Source organism: Vibrio sp. R15-SG3-ISO1A, assembly GCF_059833955.1.
The window spans coordinates 1-13,372 of sequence record NZ_JCBDGH010000057.1 but is presented as its reverse complement, the minus strand read 5'-3'; the positions used below and the strand labels follow the sequence as shown (position 1 = coordinate 13,372).

13 protein-coding genes and 1 pseudogene are annotated in these 13,372 nt (G+C 49.1%); 6 read left to right on the top strand and 8 right to left on the bottom strand.

The annotated features are described in order from the left end of the window. Positions 1-40: 40 nt before the first annotated feature. The 3 genes from treR to gmhB form a co-directional block, all read right to left on the bottom strand. Positions 41-988 carry a trehalose operon repressor TreR gene (gene treR, locus AC6R0L_RS08075; RefSeq protein ID WP_500628820.1) on the bottom strand — a complete coding sequence of 316 codons (948 nt, stop codon included), beginning with the start codon at positions 986-988 and terminating at the stop codon, positions 41-43. 66 nt (positions 989-1,054) lie between these two features. Further along, positions 1,055-1,387 (bottom strand): MliC family protein, encoded by a 333-nt coding sequence (locus AC6R0L_RS08070; protein WP_500628819.1) that lies wholly within the window; start codon positions 1,385-1,387, stop codon positions 1,055-1,057. Positions 1,388-1,460: 73 nt separating this feature from the next. Next, the gene (gene gmhB, locus AC6R0L_RS08065; RefSeq protein ID WP_487901255.1) at positions 1,461-2,012 is read right to left on the bottom strand and encodes a D-glycero-beta-D-manno-heptose 1,7-bisphosphate 7-phosphatase; all 552 of its coding nucleotides are present in this window, start codon (positions 2,010-2,012) and stop codon (positions 1,461-1,463) included. 300 nt (positions 2,013-2,312) lie between these two features. Between gmhB and metN the strand changes: the two genes are divergently transcribed. The 3 genes from metN to AC6R0L_RS08050 are packed head-to-tail and all read left to right on the top strand — an operon-like array spanning position 2,313 to position 4,852. Continuing rightward, positions 2,313-3,347 carry a methionine ABC transporter ATP-binding protein MetN gene (gene metN / locus AC6R0L_RS08060; protein ID WP_500628818.1) on the top strand — a complete coding sequence of 345 codons (1,035 nt, stop codon included), beginning with the start codon at positions 2,313-2,315 and terminating at the stop codon, positions 3,345-3,347. Beyond that, entirely contained in the window at positions 3,337-4,014 is a 678-nt protein-coding gene (locus AC6R0L_RS08055) for a methionine ABC transporter permease (protein ID WP_500628817.1), read from the top strand. The genes metN and AC6R0L_RS08055 overlap by 11 nt, the downstream gene beginning before the upstream one ends. Before the next feature lie 28 nt (positions 4,015-4,042). Further along, positions 4,043-4,852 (top strand): MetQ/NlpA family lipoprotein, encoded by an 810-nt coding sequence (locus AC6R0L_RS08050; protein ID WP_487901256.1) that lies wholly within the window; start codon positions 4,043-4,045, stop codon positions 4,850-4,852. Between the two features lie 119 nt (positions 4,853-4,971). On the opposite strand, the gene AC6R0L_RS08045 is transcribed toward AC6R0L_RS08050, so the two are convergent. From AC6R0L_RS08045 to ykgO, 3 genes are all read right to left on the bottom strand, one after another. Continuing rightward, positions 4,972-5,499, bottom strand: a complete 528-nt coding sequence (locus AC6R0L_RS08045; RefSeq protein WP_500628816.1) for a cytochrome b — start codon at positions 5,497-5,499, stop codon at positions 4,972-4,974. A gap of 163 nt (positions 5,500-5,662) precedes the next feature. Next, a complete protein-coding gene (locus tag AC6R0L_RS08040) occupies positions 5,663-7,249 on the bottom strand; it encodes an AbgT family transporter (RefSeq protein WP_500628815.1) in 1,587 nt (528 codons plus the stop codon). A gap of 227 nt (positions 7,250-7,476) precedes the next feature. After that, on the bottom strand, positions 7,477-7,602 hold the full coding sequence (gene ykgO / locus AC6R0L_RS08035; RefSeq protein ID WP_500628814.1) for a type B 50S ribosomal protein L36: 126 nt from the start codon (positions 7,600-7,602) through the stop codon (positions 7,477-7,479). A 119-nt stretch (positions 7,603-7,721) separates the two neighbouring features. Here ykgO and tsaA point away from each other — a divergent pair, with 119 nt between their 5' ends. Beyond that, entirely contained in the window at positions 7,722-8,417 is a 696-nt protein-coding gene (gene tsaA / locus AC6R0L_RS08030; RefSeq protein ID WP_500628813.1) for a tRNA (N6-threonylcarbamoyladenosine(37)-N6)-methyltransferase TrmO, read from the top strand. 109 nt (positions 8,418-8,526) lie between these two features. Continuing rightward, positions 8,527-10,377 (top strand): proline--tRNA ligase, encoded by a 1,851-nt coding sequence (locus AC6R0L_RS08025; protein ID WP_500628812.1) that lies wholly within the window; start codon positions 8,527-8,529, stop codon positions 10,375-10,377. Between the two features lie 33 nt (positions 10,378-10,410). On the opposite strand, the gene AC6R0L_RS08020 is transcribed toward AC6R0L_RS08025, so the two are convergent. Both AC6R0L_RS08020 and lpcA read right to left on the bottom strand, forming a co-directional pair. Next, positions 10,411-11,256: a class II glutamine amidotransferase gene (locus AC6R0L_RS08020; RefSeq protein WP_500628811.1), complete on the bottom strand. Its 846-nt coding sequence runs from the start codon at positions 11,254-11,256 to the stop codon at positions 10,411-10,413. A gap of 35 nt (positions 11,257-11,291) precedes the next feature. After that, the gene (gene lpcA / locus AC6R0L_RS08015) at positions 11,292-11,867 is read right to left on the bottom strand and encodes a D-sedoheptulose 7-phosphate isomerase (protein ID WP_334554503.1); all 576 of its coding nucleotides are present in this window, start codon (positions 11,865-11,867) and stop codon (positions 11,292-11,294) included. A gap of 321 nt (positions 11,868-12,188) precedes the next feature. On the opposite strand from lpcA, the pseudogene AC6R0L_RS08010 reads away from it, so the two are divergent. Continuing rightward, positions 12,189-13,328, top strand: a pseudogene (locus AC6R0L_RS08010) (acyl-CoA dehydrogenase); the annotation flags it as partial. Between the last annotated feature and the right edge of the window lie 44 nt (positions 13,329-13,372).

Genomic DNA, 13,372 nt, shown 5'->3' with positions numbered 1-13,372 from the left:
TGATCACACTAAATCAGAAATTACCAACAGATTCAGATAGTTAAAATTGGATAGGTTGTTGAGTGATGTGAACCTGATCAGAACTACCATTGATCTTATTGATCAATACGTTAGCCGCTTTTTCACCCGCTTGAGCGTAACCAGGGTCGATACTAAAGACATTCGGAAATAGGAAAGAGAGCAGTTCGCTGCCGCCTACGCCTGTCACGTTGACAGAATCACGACCGAGCTCTTGCAAACGCTTGATGACGCCAAGTGCTAAGGTGTCACTGGCACACACAATCGCGTCGGTGCGCTCTGACAATACCTTATCCACCAACGCGTAAGCACTGTCGTGACTGAGCTGACCGGTTTGATAGCAAGGGGCGATCTGGTTGTGCTTGCACCAGCTCAAGTAGGCGTCCAACCGCAGTTTACCTGTGGTTTTATCACAGGGATCGACGCCGATAAACGCGATATTTCGGCACGCACGTTGATGGAGGTGATTGAGCGCGTGCGTGATGACGCCTTGGTTGTCGTAGTTGATCGAAGAGACAACGTCCGTCTCCATCGCGATCACCACACAGCGCGCCTGCCACTGCGCTAGACGCGCGACGTCCAAATCACTAAAACCAAAGACGATAACGCCATCCACATTGCGTCTTTTCAACACCTCTAAGTGTTCATTGGTCATCTGGCGATCAAACTGGCTCTCCATGATCACCACGTCGTAGCCTTGTTGATACAAGACGGCAAGCATACTGCTCACCGCCCTGTTTTCTGAAGGGGAGTCAAGACGAGAGATGATCACCCCAACGACTTTTTGTCGCCCACCACGCATTGATTGCGCCGATTTGGACGGCACATAACCCGACTCCTGAATCACTCGCTCCACTTTGGCGCGGGTTTCCGGTTTGACTTTCGGGTCATTGGTCAGCACACGTGAGACGGTCGACTTTCCGACGCCAGACAGCTTGGCAATATCAACAATGGTGAGTTTTTTGCTCATGTTCCTACGTCATTAAAAGCCATGCCAAGGCGAATGCCTTGGCTATTGAGGTGCAGTAACTTGGATTTAATCAGTGACACATTGGGTAAAGCGCTGATCTTGATAGTTCAAACGCGCTTCGTTGCCTTTAATGGCCAAATTGACAGCCGGCGTCACTTCTTGGCCATCGTCCATTAGCGCGTAGCGGCTGCCCGAACCTGAGGGTAGCTGAGTGAGACGCAGCGATTTGCCCTCTACTTTAACCAGTGCGGCCTCTTCACCAGAAAGGTAAGCGGCTGAAAACTGCTTGCCCTCATCACACTGGTAGGTATGGAACTTTACTGGCGCGCTCGCCTGCTCGCTTTGCGCGCAGCCCAACACCAATCCCGCGACTGCCCACAAGGCTAAATGCTTGTTCATACTCGACTCCTTGAGTGTTTGTGCCTTTGACTGTTCGTTGTCCGTCAATGGTTTTATTGGTTAACGGTCTTTGTTAGCTAACGGTATTTGTTAGATAGTGCGGCACATCGGCAAGACTATCAAGCACCACGCTTGCTAGCGCTTCACCTTGTTCGGTCACCGGTTTGCCTGAGCGGACCAAAATCTTCTGCCCTACCCCAGCAGCCTCTGCCGCCATCAAATCTTGCGCCTTATCACCGACCATGACCGATTTGGCCATATCGATATCGAGAAAGCGCTGCGCTGACTGGAACATCCCCGGCTTTGGCTTACGACATTCGCAATCCCGATCGTCGCCATAATCAGGGTGATGCGGACAATAATAAAAGCCATCAAACTCGACACCGTGATCGACAAAGTTCCAATCCATCCATTGCGTCAGCGACAAGAAGCGATCTTCGCTAAACTTGCCACGAGCTATACCCGACTGATTGGTCACCAGCACCAATAGGTAGCCCATCTGCTTGAGTTGCTTCGTCGCCTCAAATACGCCATCGATAAACTCGAAATCATGCTCATCATGCACGTAACCGTGGTCAACGTTGATGACGCCATCTCTATCTAGAAAGACTGCTGGTTTTGCCAAAATATGTGTCTCTGTCTGCTGTGTTTGGCTCGAATTATACCTTAAAACGAGCGAATTGCAGCAAGGCGAGCACTATCGCTTTAGCGCCTGTGAATAAGGCCATTTGCCCGCGTTATTTCTTTCTTATCTATCTCATGACGAAACAATCTCCGCGCAAGAGAGTGAAAAAAGGCGTTTGGACGTCTAGCCGTAAAAATATCTATTGACACTAAACCTGCAAACCCATAGCATCGTCTACCAAATGAGAGGTAGTTCAAAATAATCGACTTCTCACCAAGTTATTTGCAAGCGGGTTAACTGATGATTGAAATTAATCAAGTCAACAAGGTGTTTTATCAGGGCAGCAAGGAAATCCATGCGCTGAAAGACATTAACCTTACGGTTCCTCAAGGAACGATTTTCGGTGTTATTGGCTCTTCTGGAGCAGGGAAAAGTACACTGATTCGCTGCGTGAACATGTTGGAAGCGCCCACCTCAGGTTCAATCAAGGTTGATGGTGTTGATTTGACGACACTGTCTAAATCACAGCTGAGCCAAGCACGCCGCAATATCGGTATGATTTTCCAGCACTTTAATCTGCTTTCATCCCGCACTGTGTTTGATAATGTCGCACTGCCACTTGAACTGGCGGGCAAAGACAAAAACGCCATCACCACTAAGGTAACCGAACTGCTGAAACTGGTCGGCCTTGCTGATAAGCATGAAAGCTACCCGTCAAACCTCAGTGGTGGTCAGAAACAACGTGTTGCGATCGCTCGTGCGCTCGCATCAGATCCTAAAGTGCTGCTATGTGATGAAGCGACCAGCGCGCTCGATCCCGCGACCACTCAATCGATTCTTGAGCTGTTAAAAGAGATCAACCGCAAGCTGAACATTACTATGCTTTTGATCACTCACGAGATGGACGTGGTGAAAAGCATTTGTCACCAAGTGGCGATCATCGGTGGTGGAGAACTGGTGGAGAAAGGCACGGTTGGTGATATTTTTGCTCACCCGAAAACCGAGCTGGCGCACCAATTTATCCGCTCTACGCTCGACTTATCGATCCCAGAAGATTACGAGGCTCGCTTGCAAAGCAGCCGCGTTGAAGACAGCTACCCTCTGGTACGCCTTGAATTCACTGGCGCAACCGTCGATGCACCGCTGATGAGCCAAATTGCGCGTAAATTCAATATCGATGTCAGCATTCTGAGTTCAGACTTAGATTACGCCGGGGGCGTAAAATTCGGCATGATGGTCGCCGAGCTATTTGGTAATGAGCAAGACGACAACGCAGCAATCGAATTTCTGCGTGAACACAATGTAAAGGTAGAGGTGCTTGGCTATGTCCTTTAACTCGATTTCACAATGGCTCGAGCTTAACAGTAAACTGCTGATCGGCGCGACGTGGGAAACCCTCTACATGGTCGCCGTTGCGGGTATCGTGGGCTTTGCTGTCGGTATCCCTCTTGGCGTTATCTTACACACGACCAAAAAAGGTGGCCTACTAGAAAACACCAAACTCAATGGTGTGTTGGGCGCAATCGTCAATATTGGTCGCTCCGTGCCGTTTTTGGTGTTGATGGTTGCCATCATCCCTGTGACGAAACTGTTGGTGGGCACTTTTATCGGTACCACCGCCGCCATCGTGCCTCTCACGATTGGTGCGATTCCATTCGTCGCTCGCCTGATTGAAGGCGCACTACTGGAAGTACCAAGCGGTTTGGTCGAGGCTGCGCAATCTATGGGTGCGACGCCAATGCAAATCATCAGTAAAGTATTGCTTCCTGAAGCGATGCCGACCATCGTCAACTCCGTCACCATCACTTTGGTGACATTGGTGAGCTACTCAGCAATGGCGGGGACAGTGGGCGGCGGCGGTCTAGGTGATGTCGCGATACGTTACGGATTCCACCGCTACGATGTGGTCATCATGGCCGTGACAGTGGTGATGCTCATCGTACTGGTTCAAATTATTCAATCTATCGGCGATGCGATTGTGCGCCGAGTGGATCACAGATAAACATTAAGATTTTCACAAGGAGAAGGTCATGAAATTTAATCTTAAAGGTCTTTTGGCGATTGCCGCTGCGGCATCTGCATTGGTTCTGTCTGGTTGTGGCGAAAAAGAAGCGGACAACAGCAAAATCAAAGTCGGCGTGATGGCGGGTGCAGAAGCACAAGTTGCTGAAGTAGCAGCAAAAGTGGCGAAAGAGCAGTTCGGTCTGGATGTGGAATTGGTGACATTCACGGATTACGTTACTCCTAACGCAGCCCTGGATGACGGTTCAATCGACATCAACGCGTTCCAGCACAAACCATACCTAGATCAGCAAATTGCTGACCGTAGTTACAAGCTGGCTATCGCAGGTAACACTTTCGTTTACCCAATCGCGGGTTACTCTAAGCAAGTGACCTCTGTGGAAGAGATCGAAGAGGGTGCACGTATCGCCGTTCCTAACGATCCAACTAACCTGGGTCGCTCATTGATTCTACTAGAGCAGCAAGGTCTGATCACACTGCGTGAAGGCGTTGGTCTACTGGCAACGGTACGCGACATCGTTGAAAATCCAAAAAACATCTCAATTCTTGAGCTAGACGCTGCCCAGCTGCCACGCTCTCTTGATGATGTTGCGCTGTCTGTCATCAACACCACTTACGCAAGCTCTATCAACCTGACGCCAGAGAAAGACGGTGTGTTTGTTGAAGATAAAGAGTCACCATACGTGAACCTTATCGTTGCGCGTGAAAACAACGTCTCAGCAGAGAATGTACAAAACTTCGTAAAAGCTTACCAAACTGACGAAGTGTACAACGCTGCTTCAGACATCTTCCAAGGTGGTGTCGTTAAAGGTTGGTAATCTGACCTAAGTGCACAATACCCCAATAAATACCAAAAAGGGTCGACGTTCATGTCGACCCTTTTTCTATCTTGGCATTCTCTGATCGAAATGCATTCCCATCAGCCTGTCATCGTGGATTATTTACGCCCCAACATACGACTCAAAGTGCCATCTTTATCGACCCATTGATGCTTAAGCGCCGCAGTAATGTGGAGCACCAAGGCCGCAATAATGATCTTAGGGGCAAACCCATGCACCGCCCCTCCTAGCGATTGCAGCCACTCTATTTTTTCCCCTGCAGCAAGGATCTCGACGCCAAAAACCTCCAGTGCTCGCCCGCCGCCGACGCTCATGGCAATGCCTGAGATGGGCATCAATAGTGTCGCCAGCATCAAAATGCCATGAATCGACTTGGCTAGAATCTCTTGTACTCGGGTCAACACCGCCGAGCTTTCAATCGGCCCTTCTTTGAGTCGCCACGCCACGCGCAACACAGCGATCAGCAAAATAATCACGCCAAGGGATTTGTGAATCCCCATTAACTCGCCTTTGGCTGGGCTTCGCTCCATTTGCTCAAGATACAAGCCAAGGCCTAACACGCCAATAAAACCAAGGCCCGTTAACCAGTGAAAAAAGAGGGTGGGTTTAGAATGTGGATTGCTCATGATGACGGTCTCTTATTAAAAGTATGCTGTCTATTATCTGGTCACCCTAGCCATCAATCCAGAGACTTCTAAGTAAAAAAACGTAAAGAGCAAAAAACGTAAAGAGCAGGCGAAAAAAAGCCGAAGCAAATGCTTCGGCTTAGGAAAAGTGTGAGTCCATCGACTACGGCGTGTAGTAGGTCGCCGCGCCCGGACCAACAGGTAGACCAAGGATGAAGACCCATACGTAGAAGAGTACACTCCAACCAACGATAAAGCAGATTGAGTACGGCAGCATCGTCGCGATGAGAGTACCGATACCGAGATTCTTCATGTAGCGCGTTGCCACAGCGAGGATCAGACCAAAGTAACTCATCATAGGTGTGATGATGTTGGTCGTTGAGTCACCAATACGGTAAGCCGCTTGAATCGTTTCTGGTGCGTAGCCAACCAGCATCAACATAGGCACGAAAATCGGTGCGGTGACCGCCCACTGCGCTGACGCTGAACCGATCATCAAGTTGATGAAGCCGCACATCAAGATAAAGGCGAAGAACAGCATTGGGCCAGTAAGACCAATATTTTGCAAGAAACCGGCACCGGCTACGGCAAACACTTGACCAAAGTTCGTCCATTTGAAAAATGCAACAAACTGCGCAGCAAAGAAGACTAAGACAATGTACATGCCCATTGATGACATGGATTTAGACATCGCATCAATCACGTCACGGTCATTGTTCATCGTGCCCACTACGCGGCCGTAAACAAAGCCAGGAATCGCGAAGAAGACAAAGATAAACGCCACGATACTCTTAAGGAACGGAGAACCCGCGACAGTACCTGTACTTGAGCGCAATACGCCATCTTCTGGAACGATAGTCCAAGCCAGCAGCGCCGATACCACTAGGATCGCAATACCTGCCAACTTCAAGCCTTTCTTTTCGATAGCCGTCAGGCTACCCATTTTGTCTTGAGACAGATCTTCCGCCGCTTCTTCGTCATTGTATTTACCCAGTTTTGGCTCAACGATTTTCTCAGTCACGAAGGCACCGGTAATGGCGATAAAGAAGGTGGAGACGAACATAAAGTACCAGTTCACCTCAGGACCGACGGTGTAAGTTGGGTCGATCATCTGAGCGGCTGTCTCGGTAATACCAGACAGCAGTGGATCCACCGTACCAATAAGCAAGTTCGCCGAGTAGCCACCGGATACACCGGCAAACGCCGCCGCCAAGCCCGCCAAGGGGTGACGACCCAAAGAGTGGAATAGCATCGCTGCCAGTGGGATCAGAACCACATAGCCTAGCTCAGACGCGGTGTTAGAAATGATACCAGCAAAAACCACGGTCACAGTAACCATGCGCTTAGACGCGCCCATCACCATACCGCGCATCGCGGCAGAAAGTAGACCCGAGTGTTCAGCGATCGCAACACCTAACATTGCGACCAATACCGTCCCGAGCGGCGCAAAGCCAACGAAGTTCTTCACCAGGTTGGTCACGATCAGTTGAAGGCCTTCAGCGTTCAGTAAGCTGACCACATGAATCATTCCATCTGCGGCACGACCGCTTGCCCCTTCAGGACGAGGATCGATGACTGACACTTCGAAGTACCCGGCAACGCCAGATAGCACGAGAATCGCGAGACAGAAAATAGCAAATAGTGTGATTGGGTGGGGTAATAGGTTCCCCAAATACTCTACCGTGTCAAGAAAGCGGGTAAAAATAGGCTTTTTCGGCGAGCTTTGTTTCATTGAAGCAGATGAACTCATCTGTTCCCTCCTTGTCGTTTTTCCTACGCTTTTGTGACAGGGCTGTCACAAAAGCTTGGGCAGAGTACTCGACAAGAAGGTCAATTAGAAATCCTAAATGTTACAAAACGTATCAAATGAAAGAATAATTAACCAAATAAATTAGCTTATAATGAAAAATATCACTAATTAAACGATAGATATCAACATAAAAAACTACAAATAAAATAAACACCATCAATCATTTGTCACTTTTGCACCGCCTTAAAGCGAGGATTGGTTTTGCAGATCACGTATAAGCGCCCTCTTCGCTTAATGATTTGGCAATCAGGATGACGGCTTTTTGCACTCTTTAATGATTTCACGATTTTCATCTCTTAATTCTCCATCAATCGTTATGTTATAACATATTAATTAATAATCATTATCAATAAGAAAAGCAAGCAAAATTTGTGATACTTTGCCGTATCAATCCGTACTGAAGACCTTAGCCATGTATTCCATAGAACCGATTGGCATTATCGAAAGCCCTTACAAAGAGAAATTCGCCGTTCCTCGTCAACCTCGCTTGGTCCCTGCTGCGCGATCACGCGTCAAACTGCAAGGGGCTGCCAATAGCCCAGAAGCCGTGCGTGGAATAGAGCAGTTTTCTCACGTGTGGTTGCTGTTTTTGTTTGATCAGAATCTGCAAGCGGGATGGAAGCCCACTGTGCGCCCGCCTCGCTTGGGCGGCAATGAGCGCATTGGTGTGTTTGCCTCGCGCTCGACATTCAGACCTAACGGTATCGGCATGTCGGCAGTCGAAGTTAAAGGGGTGAGCAAGCAAGGCGATCAGATCTATCTGGATCTGGGCAACGTCGACTTGGTCGACGGCACCCCGATTATCGACATCAAGCCCTATATCCCCTACTCAGATTCAGTGGCTGAGGCCAAAGGAGGCTACGCAGAAGCAGAGCCTGAAACCTCTCAAGTCCACTTCTCCTCGACTGCACTAGCCTCGCTCGACAAGCACCACGATGCGGAGTATGTCAAAACTGTTATCGAACAAGTACTGGCGCAAGACCCTCGTCCGGCCTACAAAAAGAATAAGCCCGACGACAAGGAATATGCGGTAAATTTGTTCGATCTGAACGTCAAGTTCACCGTCAACGACAACTTCATAACAGTTACTGCGATTGAAAGCTTTTGACAACACTCTTTGGCTGATATCATAAGCGGCTAACTGTTTTCCCTTTGTGGGATCTTCATACTTCAGCCTGTTGGCTTGAGTATCTAACTTTACTAAACGGATAAATTGAATGCGTACCAGTAACTATCTTCTTTCTACTCTTAAGGAGACTCCAAACGACGCAGAGGTCGTGAGCCACCAGCTCATGCTCCGCGCAGGTATGATCCGTAAGCTGGCTTCAGGTCTATACACCTGGCTGCCTACTGGTCTGCGTGTGCTGCGTAAAGTCGAAAACATCGTTCGTCAAGAGATCGACAATGCAGGCGCCGTCGAAACCTTGATGCCCGTTGTTCAGCCGTTTGAACTATGGGAAGAGACAGGCCGCAGCGAGAAGATGGGTCCTGAACTCCTTCGCTTTACTGACCGCCATACGCGTCCGTTTGTTCTAAGCCCAACTGCAGAAGAAGTGATCACTAGCCTAGTGCGCAACGAAGTGAGCTCTTACAAACAGCTGCCGCTCAACCTGTACCAAATCCAAACCAAATTCCGCGATGAGCGTCGCCCACGCTTTGGCGTAATGCGTGCACGTGAATTCTGCATGATGGATGCATACAGCTTTGACATCGACAAAGAAGGTCTAGAGAAATCTTACCAAGCAATGCACGATGCGTACTGTAAAGCCTTCGATCGCATGGGTCTTGAGTACCGCCCAGTACTGGCTGACTCTGGCGCTATCGGTGGTAGTGGTTCTCAAGAGTTCCACGTACTTGCAGAAAGCGGCGAAGACCTCATCGCCTTCTCGACTGAGTCTGATTACGCAGCGAACATCGAAAAAGCCGAAGCGGCCGCACCTGCTGGTGAGCGCGCTGAGCCAACTCAAGAGATGACGCTGGTGGATACGCCAAACGCGAAAACCATCGCAGAGCTTGTAGAGCAACACGGTCTACCTATCGAGAAGACAGTCAAAACGCTGTTCGTAAAAGCCTCTGATGAAGTAGACGCAGACATCATCGCGCTAATCATCCGTGGCGACCACGAACTAAACGAAGTGAAAGCAGAAAACCTTCCTCAAGTTGCTGCTCCTCTAGAGATGGCAAGCGAAGAAGAGATTCGCGCACTGATCGGCGCAGGTCCTGGCTCTCTTGGTCCTGTTGGTCTTGAGTTGCCATTCATCGTTGACCGCACTGTTGCCGTAATGAGCGACTTCGGTGCGGGTGCGAACGCTGATGGCAAGCACTACTTCGGTATCAACTGGGGTCGTGACGTTGAGCTTGGCCAAGTTGAAGATCTGCGTAATGTTGTCGAAGGCGATCCAAGCCCATGTGGAAAAGGTACCCTAATGCTTAAGCGTGGTATCGAAGTGGGTCACATCTTCCAGCTTGGCAATGTTTACTCACAAGCGATGAACTGTGGCGTGCTGGGCCCTGACGGTAAGAACGTCATCCTGGAGATGGGTTGTTACGGTATCGGTGTGTCACGCGTTGTGGCTTCAGCGATTGAACAAAACCACGATAAAAACGGTATCATCTGGCCAGACGCACTTGCGCCGTTCCAAGTGGCGATCGTGCCACTTAACATGAAAAAATCAGAAGATGTTCAAGAGCTTGCCCCAAAATTATATCGACGTTTGTCCAATGTCTATAAGTTGGAAACTATCTTGGATGATCGTAATGAAAGACCCGGCGTGATGTTCGCAGATATGGAGCTAATAGGTGTACCTCATACGATTGTTGTTGGTGGAAAAAGCCTAGAGGAAGGGTACATTGAATATAAGTGCAGATCTCTCGGTAATGATAAATTTAGAGTGGTCAAAAATGCTATTGAACTATTCATTAGTACTATCGCAAAGATTCCAAGCAAGCAACTCACTGTTGACGATGTTAATAAGTTGGTGAACCTCGCAAACAACAATCCCGAGGCTCTAAAAGAAATCAAGAATAAAATAACTAAAGCCCGAAACCGTTGGAGAGAATTCATTTAACAACTAAAGCTGGTGCCAACTGGCACCAGCTTATTATTCCAAAGGCTCTGTCGGCGCTTGACTGGCGACCTTCTTCTCGGCATAAGCCACATCAACCAGCGCATCCGCATTGCCATCAATCAGCTCGCCAAAGTGAAAAATACCAAACTCACCCGGCTTCATCCGATGCCAGGTTTCATTGTCCGTCAGCGGTTGAGTCGCAATCACTGAAACAATATCGTTGGGCGTCGTCTCTTCTTGAAAGTTGATGGTGACATCTTCATCAATCAATGTCGCTTGCCCAAAAGGCGCGCGACGAGTGATCCAATACAGATGATTGGTGCAATACGTCATCACATACTCTCCGTCAGAGAGCAACATATTGAAGACCCCTTTCTCTTTGAGCATGTCACAACACATGGCCACAAAACGAAATACTCCCACCATAACGTGCGGTGGTTGTGGGTAACGATCTTCCATCTGCTTGAGCAGCCAACAAAACGCCATCTCACTGTCAGTTTGCCCCACTGGACGATGCCGACCTGTGTCCATCTGTTGGTAGTCCGTCAACTGGCCATTGTGGGCAAAAGTCCAGTAACGCCCCCACAGCTCGCGGGTAAACGGATGGGTATTTTCCAGATTCACACCACCACGGTTGGCTTGGCGGATATGGCTGATGACCGCGCGGCTCTTAATCGGATAGTTTTGCACTAACTCGGCAATTTTCGACTGACAGCTAGGGTTAGGGTCTTTGAAATTACGAAAACCTTTCCCCTCATAGAAGGTGATCCCCCAGCCATCACTGTGCGGGCCAGTTTTTCCCCCACGCTGCATTAAGCCAGTGAAACTGAAACAAATATCGGTCGGAACGTTGGCACTCATACCGAGCAATTCACACATGCTTCAAACCACTCCCTGTCAACGTGATGGCGTAATTACGCCATCTCCTTTTCAATCAATTGGATCACAATGTGGATGATTTTGATGTGGATCTCTTGAATGCGATCCGCATAGCCAAAATGAGGAACACGAATCTCGATATCCGCTACCCCCGCCATTTTGCCACCGTCTTTACCCGTCAGAGCGATGGTTTTCATGCCTTTCGCTTTTGCCGCTTCTATCGCCTTAAGAATGTTCCCTGAGTTGCCCGAGGTAGAGAGGCCAAACAGAACATCCCCAGCCGAACCGACCGCTTCAACATAACGAGAGAAAACAAAGTCATAGCCAAAATCGTTGCTAACACAAGAGAGGTGACTTGGATCTGAAATGGCAATCCCAGGGTAACCCGGACGATTTTCACGATAGCGTCCAGTGAGCTCTTCGGCGAAATGCATCGCATCGCAGTGTGAGCCGCCGTTACCGCACGAGAGCACTTTGCCCCCTTGCTTGAATGAATCGGCAATGAGTTTCGCTGCGGCTTCAATTTGAGCAATGTTGTGCTCATCACTTAAAAAGGCATTCAAGACGTTCGCCGCTTCAGTTAATTCACTTTTGATCAGATCGTGGTACATAGGGAATTCTCTAATTGTTATCTTCGATGGGGAAATTTAGCCACAAAGCTAAATACCATTGTTTACGAGTTTACTCGAACCATCCAGAGTGTCGATAGCTGCGCGTCAACTAATGCCAATTCCTCCCCCTACTTCGCCCACAAATTCAGCACGGACCGACAATTTTAGAATTTTCACTCTACTTAGATCACTTTTTAAGCACGATTGGGTTTTACATTTCATTAATGAGTTGTTTACACTCTAACTGGTTAGACCTCTTATAAGATAAACGACGTATAACCCTTAACCCTACATTTTGGGGCGTCGAAGAAGGAAATACACATGGACATCTTGCTCTCAATATTAGGCTTTACGGTGGTACTGGCGACCTGCTTGTACCACCGCAGCTCCTTAATCCTTTCACTGTTTGCGTTAACACTGACGATGGTCGTGCTCTCCATCTGGGGCAGCGCAGGATCGTTGAGTTGGATACTGTACATCGCCGCCACTGCGGTTTTGGCCGTTCCATCGATTCGTCAGTCTCTGATCAGTAAAAAAGCCCTTTCTCTCTTTAAGAAAGTGCTGCCCGCCATGTCTCAAACCGAAAAAGAAGCGTTGGATGCTGGTACGGTTTGGTGGGAAGCTGAGCTTTTCAAAGGCAAACCAGACTGGAACAAGCTGCACGACATTAAAGCGCCAACGTTAAGTGCCGAGGAGCAAGCTTTCCTCGATGGCCCCGTCAATGAAGTGTGTGCGATGGTGAACGACTATCAGGTCACTCACGAGTTGGCCGATCTGCCACCGCAAGTTTGGCAGTACCTAAAAGACAACAAGTTCTTCGCAATGATCATCAAGAAGCAGTACGGCGGGCTTGAGTTCTCTGCCTACGCTCAGTCGCTGGTATTGCAAAAGCTCACTGGCGTCTCAGGCGTGCTCTCTTCTACCGTTGGCGTGCCTAACTCATTGGGCCCGGGCGAACTGCTACAACACTACGGCACCGACGAACAGAAAAACTACTATTTGCCACGCTTAGCCGAAGGTAAAGAGATCCCTTGTTTTGCACTGACCAGCCCAGAAGCAGGCTCAGACGCCGGCTCCATTCCAGACTTCGGTATTGTCTGTAAAGGCGAATGGGAGGGCAAAGAAGTCCTCGGCATGCGCCTAACTTGGAACAAGCGCTACATCACGCTCGCCCCAGTCGCCACCGTTCTCGGCCTCGCCTTTAAATTGCGCGATCCAGACGGCTTACTCGGCGAGACGGAAGAACTTGGCATCACCTGCGCGCTGATTCCCACACACCTAAAAGGGGTGGAAATAGGCAATCGCCACTTCCCGCTCAACGTGCCTTTCCAAAACGGCCCGACACGAGCCAATGATCTGTTTGTACCTTTAGATTTCATCATTGGTGGCCCATCAATGGCCGGTCAAGGTTGGCGCATGCTGGTCGAATGTTTGTCTGTGGGTCGCGGGATCACCTTACCGTAGGTGCTGGAGGGTTCTGTCATCCTGTTTCTTTTAACCTTAGC

Bases quoted from the DNA above. Each gene is read 5' to 3' on its own strand.
- treR (WP_500628820.1), bottom strand. From the start codon at position 988: ATGAGCAAAAAACTCACCATTGTTGATATTGCCAAGCTGTCTGGCGTC.
- AC6R0L_RS08070 (WP_500628819.1), bottom strand. From the start codon at position 1,387: ATGAACAAGCATTTAGCCTTGTGGGCAGTCGCGGGATTGGTGTTGGGC.
- metN (WP_500628818.1), top strand. From the start codon at position 2,313: ATGATTGAAATTAATCAAGTCAACAAGGTGTTTTATCAGGGCAGCAAG.
- AC6R0L_RS08055 (WP_500628817.1), top strand. From the start codon at position 3,337: ATGTCCTTTAACTCGATTTCACAATGGCTCGAGCTTAACAGTAAACTG.
- AC6R0L_RS08050 (WP_487901256.1), top strand. From the start codon at position 4,043: ATGAAATTTAATCTTAAAGGTCTTTTGGCGATTGCCGCTGCGGCATCT.
- AC6R0L_RS08045 (WP_500628816.1), bottom strand. From the start codon at position 5,499: ATGAGCAATCCACATTCTAAACCCACCCTCTTTTTTCACTGGTTAACG.
- AC6R0L_RS08040 (WP_500628815.1), bottom strand. From the start codon at position 7,249: ATGAGTTCATCTGCTTCAATGAAACAAAGCTCGCCGAAAAAGCCTATT.
- ykgO (WP_500628814.1), bottom strand. From the start codon at position 7,602: ATGAAAATCGTGAAATCATTAAAGAGTGCAAAAAGCCGTCATCCTGAT.
- tsaA (WP_500628813.1), top strand. From the start codon at position 7,722: ATGTATTCCATAGAACCGATTGGCATTATCGAAAGCCCTTACAAAGAG.
- AC6R0L_RS08025 (WP_500628812.1), top strand. From the start codon at position 8,527: ATGCGTACCAGTAACTATCTTCTTTCTACTCTTAAGGAGACTCCAAAC.
- AC6R0L_RS08020 (WP_500628811.1), bottom strand. From the start codon at position 11,256: ATGTGTGAATTGCTCGGTATGAGTGCCAACGTTCCGACCGATATTTGT.
- lpcA (WP_334554503.1), bottom strand. From the start codon at position 11,867: ATGTACCACGATCTGATCAAAAGTGAATTAACTGAAGCGGCGAACGTC.